The sequence below is a fragment of the Mesobacillus sp. ABV4_180 genome (assembly GCF_056158485.1).
On sequence record NZ_JBSWTJ010000001.1, the window covers coordinates 709,384 to 729,233 of the forward strand.

General features: G+C 39.0%; 16 protein-coding genes. 14 read left to right on the plus strand and 2 right to left on the minus strand.

What is annotated here, in order from left to right:
- The first annotated feature begins 90 nt into the window (after positions 1 to 90).
- The 14 genes from ACXAEA_RS03500 to ACXAEA_RS03565 all read left to right on the plus strand — a co-directional run bounded on the left by ACXAEA_RS03500 (position 91) and on the right by ACXAEA_RS03565 (position 18,054).
- Complete coding sequence (locus ACXAEA_RS03500; protein ID WP_475094551.1) at positions 91 to 2,295, plus strand: N,N-dimethylformamidase beta subunit family domain-containing protein; 2,205 nt, start codon at positions 91 to 93, stop codon at positions 2,293 to 2,295.
- A gap of 173 nt (positions 2,296 to 2,468) precedes the next feature.
- Positions 2,469 to 3,980 (plus strand): cell wall-binding repeat-containing protein, encoded by a 1,512-nt coding sequence (locus ACXAEA_RS03505; protein ID WP_475094552.1) that lies wholly within the window; start codon positions 2,469 to 2,471, stop codon positions 3,978 to 3,980.
- A 291-nt stretch (positions 3,981 to 4,271) separates the two neighbouring features.
- The gene (locus ACXAEA_RS03510; RefSeq protein ID WP_475094553.1) at positions 4,272 to 5,330 is read left to right on the plus strand and encodes a glycosyltransferase family 4 protein; all 1,059 of its coding nucleotides are present in this window, start codon (positions 4,272 to 4,274) and stop codon (positions 5,328 to 5,330) included.
- 70 nt (positions 5,331 to 5,400) lie between these two features.
- Positions 5,401 to 6,642 carry a glycosyltransferase gene (locus tag ACXAEA_RS03515; protein WP_475094554.1) on the plus strand — a complete coding sequence of 414 codons (1,242 nt, stop codon included), beginning with the start codon at positions 5,401 to 5,403 and terminating at the stop codon, positions 6,640 to 6,642.
- Positions 6,639 to 7,979 carry a flippase gene (locus ACXAEA_RS03520; RefSeq protein WP_475094555.1) on the plus strand — a complete coding sequence of 447 codons (1,341 nt, stop codon included), beginning with the start codon at positions 6,639 to 6,641 and terminating at the stop codon, positions 7,977 to 7,979. Before ACXAEA_RS03515 ends, ACXAEA_RS03520 begins: the two co-directional genes overlap by 4 nt.
- Before the next feature lie 56 nt (positions 7,980 to 8,035).
- Entirely contained in the window at positions 8,036 to 9,052 is a 1,017-nt protein-coding gene (locus ACXAEA_RS03525) for a Gfo/Idh/MocA family protein (protein WP_475094556.1), read from the plus strand.
- A gap of 64 nt (positions 9,053 to 9,116) precedes the next feature.
- Positions 9,117 to 10,409, plus strand: coding sequence for a nucleotide sugar dehydrogenase (locus tag ACXAEA_RS03530; RefSeq protein WP_475098050.1), 1,293 nt, complete (start codon positions 9,117 to 9,119; stop codon positions 10,407 to 10,409).
- Positions 10,410 to 10,483: 74 nt separating this feature from the next.
- Positions 10,484 to 11,545, plus strand: a complete 1,062-nt coding sequence (gene wecB / locus ACXAEA_RS03535; RefSeq protein WP_475094557.1) for a non-hydrolyzing UDP-N-acetylglucosamine 2-epimerase — start codon at positions 10,484 to 10,486, stop codon at positions 11,543 to 11,545.
- 5 nt (positions 11,546 to 11,550) lie between these two features.
- Complete coding sequence (locus ACXAEA_RS03540) at positions 11,551 to 12,768, plus strand: glycosyltransferase family 4 protein (protein ID WP_475094558.1); 1,218 nt, start codon at positions 11,551 to 11,553, stop codon at positions 12,766 to 12,768.
- A gap of 23 nt (positions 12,769 to 12,791) precedes the next feature.
- Complete coding sequence (locus ACXAEA_RS03545; protein WP_475094559.1) at positions 12,792 to 13,925, plus strand: glycosyltransferase family 4 protein; 1,134 nt, start codon at positions 12,792 to 12,794, stop codon at positions 13,923 to 13,925.
- Positions 13,926 to 13,942: 17 nt separating this feature from the next.
- Positions 13,943 to 15,052, plus strand: a complete 1,110-nt coding sequence (locus ACXAEA_RS03550; RefSeq protein WP_475094560.1) for a DegT/DnrJ/EryC1/StrS family aminotransferase — start codon at positions 13,943 to 13,945, stop codon at positions 15,050 to 15,052.
- 18 nt (positions 15,053 to 15,070) lie between these two features.
- Complete coding sequence (locus tag ACXAEA_RS03555) at positions 15,071 to 15,781, plus strand: acyltransferase (RefSeq protein WP_475094561.1); 711 nt, start codon at positions 15,071 to 15,073, stop codon at positions 15,779 to 15,781.
- An 82-nt stretch (positions 15,782 to 15,863) separates the two neighbouring features.
- Positions 15,864 to 17,366: an O-antigen ligase family protein gene (locus ACXAEA_RS03560; protein ID WP_475094562.1), complete on the plus strand. Its 1,503-nt coding sequence runs from the start codon at positions 15,864 to 15,866 to the stop codon at positions 17,364 to 17,366.
- Positions 17,359 to 18,054: a hypothetical protein gene (locus tag ACXAEA_RS03565; RefSeq protein ID WP_475094563.1), complete on the plus strand. Its 696-nt coding sequence runs from the start codon at positions 17,359 to 17,361 to the stop codon at positions 18,052 to 18,054. Before ACXAEA_RS03560 ends, ACXAEA_RS03565 begins: the two co-directional genes overlap by 8 nt.
- 23 nt (positions 18,055 to 18,077) lie before the next feature.
- On the opposite strand, the gene ACXAEA_RS03570 is transcribed toward ACXAEA_RS03565, so the two are convergent.
- Together ACXAEA_RS03570 and ACXAEA_RS03575 are read right to left on the minus strand one after the other, a co-directional pair.
- On the minus strand, positions 18,078 to 19,103 hold the full coding sequence (locus tag ACXAEA_RS03570) for an LCP family protein (RefSeq protein WP_475094564.1): 1,026 nt from the start codon (positions 19,101 to 19,103) through the stop codon (positions 18,078 to 18,080).
- Positions 19,104 to 19,200: 97 nt separating this feature from the next.
- Entirely contained in the window at positions 19,201 to 19,839 is a 639-nt protein-coding gene (locus ACXAEA_RS03575; protein ID WP_475094565.1) for a YigZ family protein, read from the minus strand.
- Positions 19,840 to 19,850 lie beyond the last annotated feature (11 nt).

The following is a 19,850-nucleotide window of genomic DNA, read 5'->3' on the forward strand; positions in this document are numbered from 1 at the left end:
CCTAGAAAAGCAGAAGCCTTTAAAAGGGTTCTGCTTTTTTAAATTAATAATAATATTAAAATAGATTACTTTTTACTCGGAGGAATAGAATTGCCTAAAAAATTATTATTACTGGTGTTGGTTTCTCTCTGGTTCTTTGGCTTTGCGGATAATGATCTTGCAAGTGCAGCCGAACGCCTTGATGGTAAAGACCGATTTGAGGTAGCTGTGAAGGTTTCACAAAAGGGCTGGCCTGCAGGTACTAAAACCGAAACTGTCATACTTACAAACTATTTAGCTTTTGCTGATGCTTTAGCAGCAACTCCTTTTGCATATCAGAAGAATGCACCGATTTTATTGACACAGCCTAAAGTGTTGACTACGGCTACCAAAAATGAAATACAAAGGCTGAATCCACAGGAAGTCATTCTAGTTGGAGGGCCAGGGAGTCTTGACCCTAGCCTGATTGAGCAGATTAAACAAACTGGGGTACAAACTATAACGAGAATAGATGGAAAAAACCGGTTTGAAGTAGCGAAAAATATTGCTGGAAAAATGGACCCTTCTAAAGGAGCTATAGTTGCTTATGGTATGAACTTCCCGGATGCGCTTGCAATCGCTCCTTATGCAGCAAGAAATGGTCTTCCGATTTTGTTAACAAACAAGGACGTTCTCCCTGCTGAAACACAGGAAGCCCTGAAAAGTCGCGCAGTACAAAGCACGCTTGTGAGTGGTGGGGAAGGGAGTGTAAGTGCAAAGGTTTATAATCAGCTCCCTCAACCAAAAAGAGTTGGTGGAAAGGATCGTTTTGAAGTAGCGAAGAATATTTTTATGCAATATAATCCTACTTCTAAAGTGTATATCGCAAATGGATTGACTTTTGCCGATGCTTTAACTGGATCAGTGTTAGCTGCAAAAGAGAATGCTTCAATCCTATTGACATGGCCCAATTCATTGGCAGATACTACTCAAACTGCTCTGATTGATAGAATGATAACTGATGTTTTAGTTTTAGGGGGTACTGCCTCGGTAAATAACAATATCATTTACCTAGCTGGCGATTGGACGATGAAGAACTGGGCGGGTTATGGTTTGCAAGGTTATACTTCTGCGCACTCAGTATTGCCCGGGCAGTCTTTATCTTTTTATATAAATAGTGACCAGCCATATCACCTGGAATTTTACAGAATGGGTTACTATGAGGGTAAAGGGGGAGTACTGAAAGGTACTAAAACTGGATTACCGGCACAACTTCAAAAGAATTCCCCGGATCCTGTGACTCTCAATGCACGTTGGAATCCATCACTTACTTATCAAATTCCATCGAATTGGGAAAGTGGATTTTACTTAGCGAAAATCGTACAAAAGAATAAGCAAGCAAGTTTTATACCATTTACCGTAAGAGAACAAAATCCTAAAGCGGACTTTACGGTTTTAATAGCTACAAACACTTACCATGCCTATAATAACTGGGGCGGTAAAAGCCTTTACGGATATAATAGCACCAATAAAGAAGCTGCTGTTAAGCTATCATTTAACAGGCCATATAAAAACTATTGGGGTGCGGGAGAGTTCTTTACTTTCGAATATAATCTTATAAGATGGCTCGAGAAAAAGGGCTATAGTTTAACATTTGTAACTGATTCGGATGTTCATAATGGTGTTCTTACCAATATAAATGCAAAAAATTTAATTATCGCTGGCCATGATGAATACTGGTCCAAGCAAATGAGAGACAATATTGAAAACCTGCCCTCCATGGATTTAGCCTTATTTAATGCAAATATTGGATACTGGCAGGTTCGTCTTGAAGATGGTGGAAGAACAATGGTATCTTACAAAAATCGTGCAGCTGAAGATCCTTATAATAAAATTGATCCATCACAGGTAACGACTCAATTCAGAAGTTCACCGGTTAACCGAGCGGAAGAATATCTATTTGGAACCATGTATAGAGGCATACCAGAAAAAACGATGCCGCTCGTTGTAACAAACGCAGACCACTGGATCTATAATGGAACAGGATTGAAAAATGGTGACAAGATTGATGGAGTAGTTGGCGGAGAAGTTGACCGGTCAATTTTCACTGAGAATGTAGAATATATAGCAAGATCCCCTGTTGTTCTTTATGGAAAAGATGGGTTGTCTGATATTATTTGGTATAACCACCCGGATGGAAGAAAAGTATTTTCAGTAGGAACCTTCTACTGGAATTGGTTTTTGGATCCATATGGGCACACGGATAAAGGGAAATATAATCAAAATATAGAATTAATGACTATCAATGCACTAGAAAAATTAAAAATTGAAAACTAGAATTGAAAGGCCCGTGGCTATCTCCACGGGTCTTTGTGTTTAGAATAGTGCTGTATTAGATATAAAAATATAATTCTAATTAACCAATTTATATTTTCTTTGGAAAAAATATAGAAATTTGTCGAAACCCTCCGATAAAATAAGAGAGATATAACAACTAGGGAGGCAAAAAAATGAAAAAAGTTTATGTAACTTTTCTGTTCGCTGTTGCTTTTTGCTTTATGGCTGTACTACCGGCGTCAGCAGAAGGTTACACAACAAGGTTGGGTGGACAGGATCGGTTTGAGGTTGCGGTAAATGTTTCTAAGCAGGGGTGGCCATCGGCAAATACAGTAATCATTGCTAATTATGATGCATATGCAGATGCCTTGGCTGCGGCGCCGTTGGCATATAAATATAATGCGCCTATTCTATTAACTCAGCCAGGAGTATTGACTGCAGCAACAAAAACAGAAATTGCTAGATTGGGTGCAACTTCCGTAATTGCGGTTGGGGGTACAGGAAGCATATCAGAGAATGTATTAAATGACATTCAAAATATGGGTATTAAGGTTGAAAGAATTGCAGGAGCTAACCGGTTTGAGGTTGCTAATAATATTGCATTGCATATTGGTCAAAGCAGCAAAGTGGTTCTTGCCTATGGATTGAATTTTCCGGATGCACTGGCAATTGCTCCGTATGCTGCAAGAAACGGCTATCCTATATTGCTTACCAACACAAATACGCTGCCGGATTCCACAAGAAATATCATTAACCAATGGGGCGTAAGCGAAACAATCATTGTTGGAGGAGAAGGCAGTGTTTCCAGCACAGTTTATAATAGTGTTCCTAATCCCAATCGCATAGATGGAAGGAACCGTTTTGAGGTAGCTGCCAATATTGCGAATAAATATTTCAGTACACGTTCACAATCTTCTATCGCAACTGGTATGACATTCGCGGATGCATTAACGGGTGCGGTTTTTGCCGCAAAACGTAATGAGCCGATTCTTCTTACTACATCAACTTCAATTCCAAACGAAACGAGGAATGCCATTATCAATAATGGGTACCAAAGTTTCTTTGTATATGGAGGTCCGGCTTCTGTTTCGGATGGTATATTTAATTCGTTAGCAGTTTCGGTGGTAGGGAAAACTATCATGATTGATGCGGGCCATGGAGGATCAGATCCAGGTGCAAGCGGTTCTACAAGCAATGGCACAAAGATAGTCGAAAAAGATTTAGTCCTCGATATGTCAAAAAGAATTCAATCCCGATTGACAAGCACTATGTCCAAGGTTTTAATGACGAGGACTGGGGATACCTACCCGTCATTAAACGAAAGGGTAGCACAGGCAAACAGTTCAGGTGCTGATATTTTTGTTAGTATGCATGTCAATTCCTATTCGACATCTTCACCACACGGTACAGAAACATGGTGGAATAGCACTTACGAATCTGCTGACAGCAAGCTGTTAGCAGAAGAGATACAAAAGGAACTTATAGCTACTCTTGGTACTTATGATCGCGGTGTAAAACATGGAGATTTTAGAGTTATTAAAGACACGAAAATCCCGAGTGTTCTAGTTGAAGTAGCCTTTGTTTCCAATAAAGGTGATGCAGACCTATTGGCAGACCCAACTTTCAGACAGAAAGCTGCTGATGCAGTGTATAGAGGCATTATTAGTTATTTCAATAAACAATAATAAATATCCCTATTGGATTTTATATCCGATAGGGTTTTCCTTTTATTACAACGTTTTAGAAGTGGTTTTTATATGGAAAATAAAAATAATTGACATTATCGTCATACAGGATAAAAATAAAGATTGTATTAATGTTTCGTCCCATGCCAAAAAGGAAAAATAATAACAAGGATATGACAGGCCCTGAAATAAATGTAACCAAAAATTAACGGATAAAAAATTGAATAATAGTTGGATTATGGTACACTTAGTTAGGGTTTGAATTTACCTTTTTACAGAGGGGAAGTCTACATGACTGCACAGTTAATCATCGGTTTTTTTGTTTCGTTCCTAACCGTTATGGTACTCACACCATTAGTAATAAAATTTGCGCACAAAATTGGTGCGACTGATAAACCGAATCATCGAAAAGTCCATGCTAAAGTAATGCCTCGCCTTGGCGGGCTAGCTATTTTCCTTGGCGTGGTTGCCGGATTTTTTGCTGCTGGACTGCATCACGAAAAGCTCACAGGTATTTCTATAGGTGCCGTTTTAATTATCATCCTTGGTATTTTGGATGATAAATATGAGCTATCAGCAAAGGTAAAGCTCATGGGTCAAATTGTTGCTGCAGGAATTGTCGTAAGTACAGGATTAACAATTGACTTCATAAGTATACCTTTTTTGGCAAAAATTAATCTTGGGATTTGGGCGATTCCTGTAACAATTTTCTGGATTGTCGCCATTACAAATGCAATTAACTTGATTGATGGTCTGGACGGCCTGGCTGCTGGGATCTCTTCAATCGGGATCGCGACCGTTGCATTTATGGCAGGTGCCGCAGGCAAGTCGCTTATATTAGCTCTTGCGCTTATTTTATTGGGAAGTACCATTGCGTTTCTTTTTTACAATTTCCACCCGGCCAAAATATTCATGGGAGATACCGGGGCGTTGTTTTTAGGATATTCAATAGGGATACTTTCGCTGCTCGGCTTATACAAGAGTGTTACATTATTTAGCTTTATTGTGCCAATAATAATATTAGGTGTACCTATATTTGATACAACCTACGCGATTATTCGCAGGGTAGTGAATAAGAAACCAATCGGGGCTCCCGATAAGAGCCATTTGCACCATCGCATATTGGCGATCGGGCTTTCCCATCGCAATACAGTTTTAGTTATTTATGCATTAGGTATTCTTTTCAGTGCAGCAGCAGTTATGTTTGAAACATCCACCTTATGGGGGTCTCTGCTGATTGTATTCGGTTTGCTCTTGCTTTTCCAGATTATCGCAGAACTTATTGGGCTGGTAAATGAGCGTCACAAACCATTAATTAAGATGTACCGAAAAGTAACTGGAAAACATTAAAACGGAAAACCGTTTGTGGCACAGCTTACAAACGGTTTTTCAAATCTTCTTGTGATTTGAGTGATGAGACATGCAAAAGGAATTGATTTTAATTACGAATCGATATCCATTTTATCCAGGTGAGGAGTTTTTAAAACTCGAATTGGATTTTTTATGTGAAAAGTTTCTCAAAGTACATATTATCCCGGTAAACAGTGCAGACCATTCCCAAAAAAGAGAATTGCCTGCAAATGCTGTAATTCATTTGATTCCGTCTTTTCAAAAAAAGAATACTTTTTCTTTTAAGATGAGCGGAGTTCGTGATGAACAAGGTCGAAAATGGTTTCTTAAGGAAGGCACCAGGGCAAGGAAGTTTGGAATTAAGGGCTTCGGCAAACTGATGTCGTGGACAGCGAATGCGCTCCATCTTCGTAATTACATACAAGAAAAGATAATTAAGGACTATAATTCATCAAAATTTGTGGTCTACTCCTATTGGTTATCCCTTGCGCCGGGAATAGGGCTGCTAAAGGAAAGGTACCCTGACATTTATGCGATTTCCAGGGGGCATGGGGGGGACATTTATGATTATCGTCACAGTCCTCCATTTCTGCCTTATAAGCATACGGTCATTAATAACCTGGATAAGCTATTTTTGATTTCCCAGAATGGGGCTGAGTATCTAGCAGGACAAGCAGGCCGAGAAAGCTCAAAGCTTGAAGTTGCTCGACTGGGAACCTTGAATCCGGAAGGAACCTCACAGGTTTCTGCTGATGGTATATTCCGTATCGTCAGCTGTTCTTATATAGTTCCAGTTAAGCGGCTTGATCTCCTGGTGAAAAGCCTTGCTGGGTGCGAGGAGAGAATTCACTGGACCCATATTGGAGGGGGCCCAGGGCTAAATGAATTGGAAGGTCTTGCAAAAGGACTTCCTCAAAATATTACGTATGAGTTCACAGGAAATATGGCGAATGATGAAATTGTCCCATATTATCTTAAGAACCCTGTAGACCTTTTCATTAATGTCAGCTCTAGTGAAGGAATTCCTGTATCAATAATGGAAGCATTTAGCTGCGGGATACCTGCGGTCGCGACAGATGTCGGCGGAACAGGTGAGCTGGTGAATGAAACAAATGGTGAATTAATCCCTAATGATTTCGAAATTAATGAACTAACGAAACTTCTCGACAGTCAATCTCGTCTACCATTAGATAAAAGGGAAGGCTACCGAAAGGCTGCTTTCCAGACATGGAATGAAAAGTATAATGCGGAAAAGAATTACTCTGTATTTGCAGCGAAAATTTCAGGTGATAATGGTGGAATAGATTCATGACAAAGCCAAACAGTTTTTTAAAGAATAGTTTCATTACTCTTGTTCGTCAGTTTACAAGCATTGTGATTGGAACGCTTCTTATCATCATAATCGCCCGGATGCTTGGGCCGGAATTACAGGGTGAGTATGCGTTAATAACAAACTTTCCCGCAATCCTGATGATGTTCATTAATTTAGGGATAAACATTTCTACGGTCTATTATGTAAGCAGGCAGGAAATTGATCCGGGTGAAAGCTTCTTCAATAATTTGATTATTGGTGTGATCCTTAGCATCATTGGGGTCATTGCAGGCTTTATTGCCATTTATTTTTTTGGAGATCTGTTATTTAAGGATATTGATGATCACTCTTACGTTTACTTTATCCTGATTGCGATTCCTTTTATGTTGATGAACACTTTTTTTCAGACTATTTTTCAGGGGATCCAGGATTTTAAAGTATTCAATACCATCTTGGTCGTAACTCAGATTACGAACCTTTTACTTGTATTGATCTTAATCGTTATATTCGATTTTGGACTGATGGGGGCTTTAATTGCTTTTATAAGTGGTCATGCATTAACCCTTCTATTTATTCTTGTATTCAGTGTAAAAAGATTTAATTTGACCAGGGATAATCTAAAATTAAATGTTCCATATTTGAGAAAGTCATTTCATTACGGGTTTAAATCTTATATGAGCAACCTGGTAACCTTTATGAATTACCGGATTAATATATATTTGCTTGGTTTTTTTGTTGGCAATACAGCAGTTGGCCTTTATTTTACAGCCTTGACCCTTGGTGAAAAGCTGTCAGTATTTACTCAATCTATATCTTCTGTCTTACTGCCGAGAATTGCTTCCATGGGTACAGAGGAAGAACGGAACCACCTGACATCGATTGTCAGCAGGTTCACGATGATCTTCATGCTTCTTTTTTCAGTGGTTATTTTTTTCGTAATTGATTTCTTGGCTCCGGTTTTAGGGAATCAATATAAAGAGACACCGTTCTTTTTAAAAATTCTTCTACCGGGGATTTCGTTCCTCGCTGTGGAAAAGATATTATCTAACGATATAGCAGCCAGAGGGAAGCCGGAAATCAATATGTATGTTTCAATTTTTAATGTGATTTTCAGCACCATTTTAAACATTGTTTTAATTCCTATGTACGAGGCAACAGGTGCAGCTATTGCTACATCTATATCATATAGCCTGAGTTTTGTAATCAAGGCAGTGCTTTTTAAGAAAGTTACAGGAGAAGCATTTACAAAGTTCCTCTTATTTAAAAGAGAAGACATCTCTTTAGTTAAAAAGTTGTTATTAAGGCAAAAATTTTTCAAAAAGTTAATTAGGAGTTAACAGGTTTTAGATAAAAACCCTCTGACGACTAAATAAATTGTGAAGGAGATATAATCATGGTTAATTTCGCGATCGTTGGCTGTGGCCATATTGCCCATAAGCATGCGGAGGCGGTCACTAAAGCAGAAGGTGCAAACCTTGTTGCTGTGTGTGATACAGACCCTTCTAAAATGGAACCATTTATCGAGCAATATAATGTAAAAGGTTATACACAGCTTTCAGAACTGCTGAAAAATGATGAAGTAGATGTCATAAATATTTGTACTCCTAGTGGTTTCCACGCAAATATTGCTGTTGAATCAGCAAACGCCAAGAAACATATCGTTGTTGAAAAGCCAATTGCAATGACACTTGAGGATACAGATGCAATTATTAATGCATGCAAAGAAAACAATGTGAAATTGTCAGTGGTACACCCAAACCGTTTCCGTCCAGTAATGATTGAGCTTAAAAAGGCAATGGATGAACAAAAGCTTGGTAAACTCAGCCATGCCAATGCAACCGTAAGATGGAATCGTAACGATCAATATTATAAACAAGCTCCTTGGCGAGGCACGAAGGAATTTGATGGTGGTGTGTTGATGAACCAGGCCATTCACAATCTTGATTTGATCCTTTGGCTGATGGGTGATGTTGAAGAGATCTACAGTATGGAAGCTACAAGGCTTCGTGACATAGAATCTGAGGATGTATCGACTGGAGTCATTCGTTTTAAAAATGGCGCTTTGGGTATAGTAGAGGCAGCCACTACGATTTATCCATCTAACCTTGAAGAAACGATCAGTGTTTTCGGCGAAACGGGGACTATAAAGGTTGGCGGCAAAACAGCCAGTCTTGTTGAACATTGGAATGTTCAGGATATGACAGATGCAGCCGTGAATGATATTGTAGAAACTGTAAAAAATGATCCTATAGGGAAGCCTGGACATTTGTGCATTATTGAAGATATGGTAGAGGCGATCAAAGAGGACCGAGAGCCAATCGTTACTGGGCTTGATGGTAGAAAAGCACTTGAGCTGGTCCTGGCTTTTTATGAATCAGCAAATTCCAATAAACCTGTTAAAATAAATTAATGAGAAGAATGAGGGATTAAAAATGAATGAACAAGTACAATTAAGCCAAACCGGCCAGGAACTTATGGAAAAAATTACGAATAGAACGGCTACAATCGGTGTAGTAGGCTTGGGATATGTTGGCCTTCCTCTTGCTGTAGAAAAGGCAAAGGCGGGATACCAGGTTATCGGCTTTGATGTCCAGCAAAAAAGAGCGGACATGGTTAATCAAGGTATCAACTACATTGGGGATGTTGTTGACGAAGAATTAAAGGAAATTGTCCAAGACAAAAAGCTATTTGCTACAATTGATTACTCAAAAATACAGGAAGTTGACGCTGTAGCTATCTGCGTTCCAACTCCTCTTGATACTTATCAGCAGCCTGATACTTCATATGTAGAAAGCTCTGGTAAAGAGATCGCGAAATATCTTCATAAAGGAATGCTGATTGTACTGGAAAGTACTACTTATCCAGGCACTACAGAAGAGGTTCTCAAGCCGATTCTTGAAAGCAGCGGCTTGAAGTGTGGAGAAGATTTCTTCCTTGCTTACTCACCTGAACGTGTTGATCCAGGCAACAAGCATTATAATACAAAGAATACTCCTAAAGTAGTCGGTGGGATTACTCCTGCATGTACTGCAATTGCGTCAGAAATGTATAAAAGTGTGCTTGAAGGCGATGTTCACCAGGTTTCTAGCCCGGCAGTCGCTGAAATGGAAAAAATCCTTGAAAATACATTCAGACATATTAACATTGCATTAGCTAATGAAATGGCGATCCTATGCAACAAAATGGGCATTGATGTGTGGGAAGTCATTGATGCTGCTGCAACAAAGCCATACGGCTTTATGGCTTTTTATCCAGGACCTGGTCTTGGCGGACACTGCATCCCTATCGACCCATTCTATCTTACATGGAAAGCAAGGGAGTATAACTACCATACTCGTTTGATTGAGCTTGCTGGCGAAATCAACAATGGTATGCCTGAATTTGTAGTAAATAAGGCAATGTATGCACTTAATGGTGAAGGTAAGGCATTGAGAGGTTCGAAAATTGCAATCCTTGGAGTGGCATACAAGAAGGATATTGATGATGTACGGGAATCTCCAGTTCTTCCTATTATTGAAACACTAAGAAATGAAGGAGCAGAACTGATGGTATGTGACCCACACGTGACTTCATTCCGCTCTTGCGATTTGGTTGTAGAAACTGTGGAGCTTACTCAGCAGGTCCTTGAAGAAGCGGATCTTGTTATGATAACAACTGATCATACATCATTTGATTATGATATGATCGGCAAATACAGCAAAGTCCTGTTCGATACAAGAAACGCAATGAAAAATTATCAAAAACCAGAAAAATACATTAAGCTATAAACTAAATTGGATAAGTAGCATAGAGGAAATTCTATGCTACTTCTTCATATGTCTTAAAACAAAGGGGATTCTTTATGAAGTTTCTGACCGTGATCGGAGCAAGGCCTCAATTTATTAAAGCTGCTCCGGTATCAAGAGAGCTTAGAAAATTACATACAGAAATATATGTCCATACCGGACAGCACTATGACAAAAATATGAGTGATATTTTCTTTGATGAATTGAACATTCCCAAACCTGACTATCATTTGAATGTGGGTTCATCCACTCATGGAAAGCAAACTGCTGTTATGCTTGAGGGAATTGAAAATATCATTTTTGATGAAAAGCCAGACTACCTGCTTGTATACGGTGACACCAACTCTACAATCGCTGGGGCGATGGCAGCAGCAAAATTGCATATTCCAGTTATCCATATTGAAGCTGGCTTAAGAAGCTTTAACAAAAGGATGCCTGAAGAAATTAACCGAATCATGACGGACCATATTTCTGAATACCTATTCTGTCCAACAGATACAGCGGTTCAAAATCTGCAAAACGAAAATGTAACGAGAAACGTCTTTAATGTTGGCGATGTCATGTATGATGCTGTTCTTTATAACCGCAATCTTTCAGAAGAAAAGTCAACAATTTTAGCCGAAAATGGTCTTGAAAAAGGTGGATATTATTTAATTACTGTCCATCGTGCCGAAAATACTGATGATCCTGTAAATATCAAAAATATTATCGAAGCATTTTCAAAAATTGAAGGCAAAAAGATATGGCCGATTCATCCACGTACAAGAAATATTTTAAGCGGCATGGGAATTGACCTTGCTTCCGTACCTGATTTACAGGTAATCGATCCTGTAGGTTATCTTGATATCCTTTCGCTTGAAAGTAATGCGAAGAAGATTATTACTGATTCCGGAGGCATGCAAAAGGAAGCTTATTTCCTTGAAATCCCGTGTGTCACCTTACGTGAACAGACAGAATGGGTTGAAACACTCCAGGATGACGCTAATATCCTTACAGGTACAGATGTGGATAAAATATTGACAGCAATCCAAAAAGAAGTTCATCCTGCATACAATGACTATTTTGGGGATGGACAAGCTTCAGTTAAAATAGTTGAGCATTTCAACAAAGAGGTTTAATCATTATGAGAATTACTTTCTTAAGTGAGAACTTCCCTCCTGAAACAGGGGCTCCACAAATCAGGCTTTATGAGGTTAGCAGGGAGCTGATTAAACGTGGCTATGAAGTAGAAGTGCTGACAGCATTTCCTCATCATCCTGACGGAATCATTCCTGATGAATACAAGGGGAAGTTTTATCAATTTGAGCATCTGGATGGGATTCCGGTGCATCGAAGCTGGATTTATCCGAGTCCAAAAGGAAGCTTTTGGCTAAGGCTGATTTCTTATTTTTCTTTTACATTCAGCGCTTTTTATTCGGTATTTAAATCACAGAAAACTGATGTGATTATTTGTACATCTCCACCATTGTTTTTAGGGATTACAGGCTACTTTGCTTCAAAATTTAAAAGAGCAAAGTTCGTGTTCAATGTTGCCGATATCTGGCCTGAGTCTGCTGTGGAACTGGGTATATTAAAAAATAAGACATTTATAAAGATGGCTGAATTACTTGAAACCTGGCTCTACAAGAAGTCTTGGAAAATTGCCACGGCTACTGAAGGAATCCTCGAGTATATGGTTAAAAAGGGGAAGAGGAGGGAACAAGTTTTCCTTCTTCCGAATGGAGTTAACACAGAAACCTTTGCCCCTAGAGAACCAAACAGACATTGGCTAGAAAAACTAGGATTTGAAGGCAAGAAAGTGTTTACATTTGCCGGCAGGGTGGGTTATGCACAGGGACTGGATTCTGTTCTGAAGGCTGCAAAAATTGTTGAAGGCCAGAACCCTGATGTGAAGTTTTTAATCATTGGCGATGGGCCAGAGAAAGAGACTCTTATAAAGCTAAAAGATGATTTGAAGCTTACTAACCTGGTTTTTCATGAATCAGTCCCGGTTACTGAAATGCCGAATATCTTTTCAATTTCTGATTTTTCGGTAGTTTCGCTAAGGAATATAGAATTATTTAAAGGAGCTCGACCTTCGAAGATATTTCCTGCACTTGCAAGCGGTGTACCTGTTTTATACTGCGGTGCAGGAGAAAGTGCTGAATTAATTGAAAGTAACAACAGCGGTATAGTTGCTGAACCTGAAAACCCTGATGATATTGCCAGTAAAATTCTTGAATGTGCAGCGATGGGAGAACGGGAGTATCAGCACTATTCACAGTCTGGAAGGAAGTTTGTAGAAGAGTCTTATTCCTGGAAATTCATCGTCGATGATTTATTAAAAAATATTCAGGGATGATCATTAATTAAGGTAGTGAAAAAATGAAGGTATGCCACTTAACATCAGTACACTCTGCCAATGATACTCGGATTTTTATAAAAGAATGCCAGTCGTTGCAAAAGGCTGGCCATGAAGTCTATTATGTAGTCCCCAATGTAGAGGATTCTGAGAAGGCTGGAGTTAAAATCCGCGGAATCCAGTCAGCGGCAAAAGGCCAGCTTGACAGGATGCGTAATACAACCAAACATGTTTATTTAAAAGCCCTTGAAATTGATGCGGATGTTTATCATTTTCATGATCCAGAATTGATTCCTATCGGATTGAAGCTGAAGGCAAAAGGGAAAAAAGTGATTTATGATGTACATGAGGATGTCCCCGAACAGGTTTTATCCAAGCAGTGGATCCCGAAGCCATTGCGGAGATTGATTTCAATGATGGTCAAAAGCTATGAGAAGTATGCTTCAAAGAAATTCGATGCGATTTCGACAGCAACTCCAACCATAGCAGAGCGATTCAAAGGTTATAATGAAAATACAATAACCATTCACAATTATCCTCTTTTAGATGAACTGTCTGCGGATTATAATGACAAAGTAGAAGAGTCTAAAAATACCGCTCTTTACATTGGAGGCATCTATGTTCTAAGAGGAATAAAGGAAATGGTACAAGCTGTTGAAAAGCTTAATGAAGACATCCCTTGTACCTTTGTACTCGCCGGATCATTTGCACCACCGGCTTTAGAGGATGAAGTAAGAAACATGACAGGTTTCAAATACACGGATTTTAAAGGGTTTCTTGACAGGGATGGAGTAAAAAAGACTTTAGCTGAAGCTGATATGGGACTTGTCTTGCTGCATCCTGAGCCACGATTTATCGTGTCCTTGCCCATTAAAATGTTTGAATACATGTCAGCTGGCGTCCCAGTAATCGCTTCTAACTTCCCTATCTGGCAGGAAATAGTGGAAGACAACAATTGTGGAATATGCGTTGATCCATTGAATGTCAACGAAATAGCCAAGGCAATGAAATGGATTTTAGAAAATCCGGAAGAAGCCGCTCAAATGGGAAGAAATGGCCGTCATGCTGTTGAAACCATTTATAATTGGGAAGCAGAAAGTAAAAAGCTCGTTGGAATATATCAAAAATTTGAAGGCAGTGCAGCTGCTTCATATTAAAAGAAAGAGGGAAAAAAATGAAAGTACAAATGCTTGACTTAACAGAACAATATCAAACACTTAAAGGCGAAATTATGGAGGCGCTGGATGATGTAATGTCCAAATCCCATTTCATCCTTGGTTCTAATGTGAAAAAGCTTGAGAGTGATGTAGCTGAATATAGCGGAGTTAAGCACGGAATTGGAGTAGCCAACGGCAGTGATGCGCTGCATATTTCTTTACAGGCTTGCGGCGTTACACAGGGGGATGAGGTAATCGTACCATCCTTTACCTTCTTTGCAACGGCTGGTGCAGTCGCAAGAGCAGGCGGCACTCCTGTATTTGTTGATATTGATCCTAAAACCTTCAATATCGATCCAAAGAAAATTGAAGCTGCTATAACTGAAAAAACGAAGGCGATCGTCCCTGTCCACCTTTATGGGCAAATGGCTGATATGGATGCGATTGTAGAAATCGCAGAGAAGCATAATCTTGCTGTAATCGAAGATGCTGCCCAGGCAATCGGATCTCTGTATAAAGGTAAAAAGGTTGGAGAACTGGGAACAACAGCTTGCTACAGCTTCTTCCCGACTAAAAACCTTGGAGCATATGGAGATGCTGGTATGATCGTAACAAAGGATGATGAAATTGCAGAAAAAATGCGCGTCATCCGTGTACATGGCAGCAAGCCAAAGTACTACCACCATGTGCTGGGATACAACAGCCGTCTTGATGAACTTCAGGCAGCAATCCTTAATGTTAAATTCCCTCATTTGAATGAGTGGAGTGATCTTCGCCGCGAGAAGGCCGAAAACTATACAAAATTATTGAACGAGAGTGTAAAAGATATTGTCACTCCGTTTATTGAAGAACATAACCATCATGTATTCCACCAGTATACTATTCGCGTTCAAAGAAGGGACGAGCTTCAGGCTTTCTTGAATGAAAATGGCGTCAGCACAATGATTTATTATCCAAAGCCATTGCACCTCCAGCCTGTATTTGAAGAATTAGGATACAAAGAAGGCGATCTTCCAGAAACAGAAAAGGCATGTGCAGAAGCATTGTCATTGCCGATGTTCCCAGAGTTAAAGCTGGAACAACAGGAATATGTAGTAAGCAAGATTGCTGAATTTTATTCAAAATAAGGGATAGGGAGCGTTTATATGAATACTCCAAAAATGGGGAATAACGTAGTAATCGGAGAAAATGTATCATTCGGTGAAAATGTCACTATTGGACATAATGTCATTATTTATGATGGCGTTACAATTGGCGACTATGTCCTGATTCAGGATAATGTAGTCATTGGCAAACAGCCAAGCAGGGCTAAGAATTCCATTTTGCCTGATGTAAAGCAATTGCCGCCTACTATCATTGGTTCAGGATGTACAATTGGTACGTCTTCTATCATTTACGCAAACGCTGAATTGGCTGATGATGTATTCGTTGCCGATCTTGCTACAATCCGCGAAAGAGTGACAATTGGAGAAAAAACAATTGTTGGCCGCGGTGTGGCAGTTGAAAACGATTGTAAAGTTGGCTTAAAGTGCAAGTTAGAGACAAACTGCTATATCACCGCCTACTCAGAGCTTGGCGATTATGTATTTGTAGCTCCAGGCGTGGTGACGACGAATGATAACTATATGGCTCGCTCTGATGAAAGATACGACAAATTCAAGGGTATCACGATTAAAAACGGCGGCCGTATCGGAGCGAACACTACTACTCTTCCTGGCATTACCATTGAAGAGGATGGAGCTGTCGGTGCTGGAAGCATCGTTACAAAGGATGTTAAACAAGAAGAGCTTGTCGTAGGAACACCTGCGAAGGTCATCCGGAAAGTTCCGGAAAACCAATTGCTTAGAAATCAATAACAATTCATTCAGGGGGTTGGTGTTTTACACCAGCCTCTTGTACAATGTAATAGGAAATAAATGCGGTTGAAAGGTGAAAAGGATGCAGAACATACATAATCTTAAACTTGTGCAGCAACTAATAGCGGCCTTTTTGATATCAATCCTACTTGCATGGGGAATAATGTCCATCTTATCATTAACCAGTTCACTGTTTATTTTGGGTGCAGCTGCTTTATCCCTGTTCATTCTTCCAGTTCTAATCTCGGTTGCCTGGAAACTATGGAAAAGATTTGGCTTAAATCGCCTGTTGCTTTATGCATTTATTATTTCTTCTTTCGTTGGTCCAGGTCTAATATCCCTCAAAGTAGGCCCCATTTCCTTATTTCCATATCGTTTATTTTTGCCTGTTGCTTTATTCATATTTTTGCGAAGCTGGTTCAAAAGCAAAAGTATATCACTTTACGGCAAAGAGCCTGTGAGGCCTGTCCTGATCTTTATGCTTACATGGATAGCCTTTGCGGTTTTATCTTTACTATGGGTCCAATCTTTATCCGATGGAGTAAAGGATATCTTCTTTCTTGTTTCGGGCATATTCTTTATTTTCCTTTTTACATCTCTTTTCAATAAAAGAGAAGATTATACCGCTTTGCTTTATACTTGGGTGCTTGTCATGACTTTTATGCTTGCTATTGGTTATTGGAATTACCTTACCAAGCAGCAGTTGCCAGTTTCTCGTCTAAGCACAATGGGAGCCTATGTTCAGCACAGACCAACTGCGGTATTCGCGAATGAAAATGATTATGCGAGTTATCTGGCACTGAGTTTCTTTTTTGCTTTTGCTGTTTTTCATCGGTATAAACCAGGTGTGCTGAGAATCAAATCTTTATTTATCAGGCTGGCTGCAGGTTTTCTGGTGCTCTCTGCCATCTTTCAAATCTATGTCAGCGAGTCACGAGCTAATTTGCTCTCTTTATCTTTAGGCTTGGTTTTCTGGTTTTTGTTTTTTACGAAGCTAAAAGAAAAAAGGTATTTAGTTATACTGGGATTGACAGGGTTTACAGGGGCCTACATATTCCTTAATGATTTAATGAATGGCATTCTTCAGAAGGTAGGAAGCCAAATAATCAGTGCGTTTACTGCATCAGACAGTGCCGTCGCATCGACCGATATAAGGATCAATCTTTTGAAAAACGCATTTATTTTCATTGCAGACTCTTTTGGCTTGGGTATAGGTGCAGGGAATATTGAGTACTATATGAAGAATTTTGCGGTACTTCCTACAGATGAAATTGTGAATATTCATAACTGGTGGGCGGAAATTTTTGTTCATTACGGTATTTTTATTTTTATCGGTTATTTAATACTCTATTTATGGTTGATTGTTAGCCTGTTCCGTTTATACAAAAATTCAGAGCATTGGATCGATAGAATGATCACCCAGGCTTTGAGTACCAGTCTTGTTGCATTCTCATTGGCAAGTATAAGTCCAAGTTCTTTTATGACTTTAAATTATTCATGGATATTAGTTGCCTTTGCCATAGGTTATATAAATTTTCGTTATAAAAACAAGGGAAAATTGAAGGAGCTAAACAATAATGAATGAACTATTAAAAAGAATCCTTTATCGTGCGAAAAAATTAGCGATACTTTTGTTGTTAATTCCAATATTAACTGCTGGAATCGGATATATATTTGCGGAAAAGCAGCCTGCAAGTTATATAGCAGAAGCGGAAATTATGCTGGGGAGCTATGAGCAAGACACTAGGAATAATCCTGCGATCATGAAAAAGAAATTAACCGCAGAACGTTTAATAGAGAAATTAAATGAAAACTATGATCTTGATTTAGATATAGAGGTGCTTAAATCAAAAATATTAATTGAAGAGACAGTTACCAATAAAACACTAAAATTAAGTTTTAATGACCAGGATAAAATAGTAGCTGAGCAAACGTTAACCAAATTTGTAGATGGAATCATGCTGGATAGTGAAGAATGGATAGAAAATAGAAGGAATCGACTCAAGGAAAGTATCAAACGTCTTGAAGATAGTATAGAAAATGCGGAAAGCAACGCGGCAGAAGTGGAACCATCGACTACGGAAGAAATCCTTAGTAAGCAGTATGATCAATATGAAGAATTAGAGGATGCACTAATCATAAATGAGGTCTCTGTTTCACCTGGCAACTTTGTTTCTCCTGTTCAACGGGCAATATTTGGCCTATTAATTGGAATAATAATAAGCGCATTGGTATTATTGCTGCCAGAACTATTCCGTGAAGAAAAAAATTAAGCTGCCCATTTAGGGCAGCTGTTTTAATATTCATTATTCTCGGACTGTGTCTCATCTTCAGTTGTCGTGGGTAATTCCAAATGATTTTTAAGCTCTGATGTTACTTCCTCCAGATTGTCAGGATCGACACTAAAATAATAAACATTATTAATGTAATTATCATATCCCTTTAATTCCAGCTGTTCAATGGAAGAAGAATCAAAGTCTGGATATTTTTTTCGAAAAGCGAGTGCTTCTTTCATCCGCATATTTGTTTCTATATTTCCACCGATTTCAGAAGCTATATCATCAATCTTCAAAAGTGTTTTCGGTGATGACAGGCTATCGATAACTCCTGTAACAATTTGACGCTGGCGCTCATTACGTCCAAAATCCCCACGTGGATCTTGCTTTCTCATACGGGCATATACAAGTGCTTCTTCACCACTTAGTTTTTGGCTGCCTTCATAGAAATAAAACCGGTCCCAATTTCGATTTATATCATTAAAGTCAAATGGAACATCTACTGTGACACCGCCAACAGAATCGATAATATTTGTAAAACCTTTAAAGTTAACTGTTGCATAATAATCAATAGGTATGTCAAGAAACTCTTCTACTGTTTCGATTACTTTCTCTTTGCCACCTATTGAATAAGAGTGATTTATTTTATCTTCCTTGTAATCAGGAATATTGACTAATGTATCTCGAGGGATACTTACAAGTTTCATAGATTGTTGATCAGGATTAAAGGTCGCCACCATAATTGTGTCAGATCTGCCATGATCATTTTCGTCTGTATAATTTTCAATCCCCAATAAGATTACAGAGACAGGATCGGTGGAAATATATACTGGTTCTTCACGCAGCTCGGATTTTCCCTCTCGGCCATCAAGTTCTTCATATGAATTCTTTGCTACAGCATATGTCTGGAATAACAGGTATCCTGAAAAGCTAATCAATGAGACAAATATCAATAAAAGAAAAAGTAAAAGGTTGCGCCTTCTGCGTTTTTTCTTTTTATAGGCGTTAGTACTCCGGTTTACTGGAGTTTGATTTTGGGATTTCATAAATAACATCCTTTGTATAAAATCGAATAACCTTGCAATATTTAATTATAATATATGAAGTCGACTTTTTTAATAGAATCTTTGAAAAAGACAAATATTACATAGGTAAGTCGTTTTCCATATAAATAACTTCGCCAGAACGAATTTCTCCCTGCCCGCTCGTCATTTCAATCATCCATTCGTGGAACTTTTCTGTTTGTGCCTCTTCTACATATGTCTCAATTTCAACTTTATCCAGGTAGTGAATTTCTTTTATCTGAAACACAGAAGCCCTTAATTCATTCTCAATCTTACCAAGCCAGGTGTAGTCAATTGTTGTATGCAAGATCCGCATCAGCTTTCTTTCCACGATTCCAGTCGCATTTAAACCTTCTGACGTTGCTTTTCCGTAAGCGCGAATTAATCCACCGGCACCGAGCTTGATTCCTCCGAAGTAACGAGTGATGACAACGACGGTATCCTTTAAGTGCTTCTTCTTTAATACTTCAAGAATAGGGACTCCAGCCGTGCCGCTTGGCTCGCCATCATCATTTGCTTTTTGGATCTGGTCATTCTCGCCGATCATATAAGCTGAACAGTTATGAGTTGCGTTCCAGTTTTTCTTCTTAATCATCTGGATGAACTCCTGCGCTTCTTCCTCTGTCTCTGCTCTTTGTATATATGCAATGAATCTGGATTTCTGAATCTCGATTTCATGCTCTCCATAACCTTTTACTGTATAGTAACTTGGCAGCAAATCTTTCTCTC

What these genes read in the sequence shown, in the direction of transcription:
- ACXAEA_RS03505 (WP_475094552.1), top strand. Translation starts at nt 2,469, where the DNA reads ATGAAAAAAGTTTATGTAACTTTTCTGTTCGCTGTTGCTTTTTGCTTT.
- ACXAEA_RS03510 (WP_475094553.1), top strand. Translation starts at nt 4,272, where the DNA reads ATGACTGCACAGTTAATCATCGGTTTTTTTGTTTCGTTCCTAACCGTT.
- ACXAEA_RS03515 (WP_475094554.1), top strand. Translation starts at nt 5,401, where the DNA reads ATGCAAAAGGAATTGATTTTAATTACGAATCGATATCCATTTTATCCA.
- ACXAEA_RS03520 (WP_475094555.1), top strand. Translation starts at nt 6,639, where the DNA reads ATGACAAAGCCAAACAGTTTTTTAAAGAATAGTTTCATTACTCTTGTT.
- ACXAEA_RS03525 (WP_475094556.1), top strand. Translation starts at nt 8,036, where the DNA reads ATGGTTAATTTCGCGATCGTTGGCTGTGGCCATATTGCCCATAAGCAT.
- ACXAEA_RS03530 (WP_475098050.1), top strand. Translation starts at nt 9,117, where the DNA reads ATGGAAAAAATTACGAATAGAACGGCTACAATCGGTGTAGTAGGCTTG.
- wecB (WP_475094557.1), top strand. Translation starts at nt 10,484, where the DNA reads ATGAAGTTTCTGACCGTGATCGGAGCAAGGCCTCAATTTATTAAAGCT.
- ACXAEA_RS03540 (WP_475094558.1), top strand. Translation starts at nt 11,551, where the DNA reads ATGAGAATTACTTTCTTAAGTGAGAACTTCCCTCCTGAAACAGGGGCT.
- ACXAEA_RS03545 (WP_475094559.1), top strand. Translation starts at nt 12,792, where the DNA reads ATGAAGGTATGCCACTTAACATCAGTACACTCTGCCAATGATACTCGG.
- ACXAEA_RS03550 (WP_475094560.1), top strand. Translation starts at nt 13,943, where the DNA reads ATGAAAGTACAAATGCTTGACTTAACAGAACAATATCAAACACTTAAA.
- ACXAEA_RS03555 (WP_475094561.1), top strand. Translation starts at nt 15,071, where the DNA reads ATGAATACTCCAAAAATGGGGAATAACGTAGTAATCGGAGAAAATGTA.
- ACXAEA_RS03560 (WP_475094562.1), top strand. Translation starts at nt 15,864, where the DNA reads ATGCAGAACATACATAATCTTAAACTTGTGCAGCAACTAATAGCGGCC.
- ACXAEA_RS03565 (WP_475094563.1), top strand. Translation starts at nt 17,359, where the DNA reads ATGAATGAACTATTAAAAAGAATCCTTTATCGTGCGAAAAAATTAGCG.
- ACXAEA_RS03570 (WP_475094564.1), bottom strand. Translation starts at nt 19,103, where the DNA reads ATGAAATCCCAAAATCAAACTCCAGTAAACCGGAGTACTAACGCCTAT.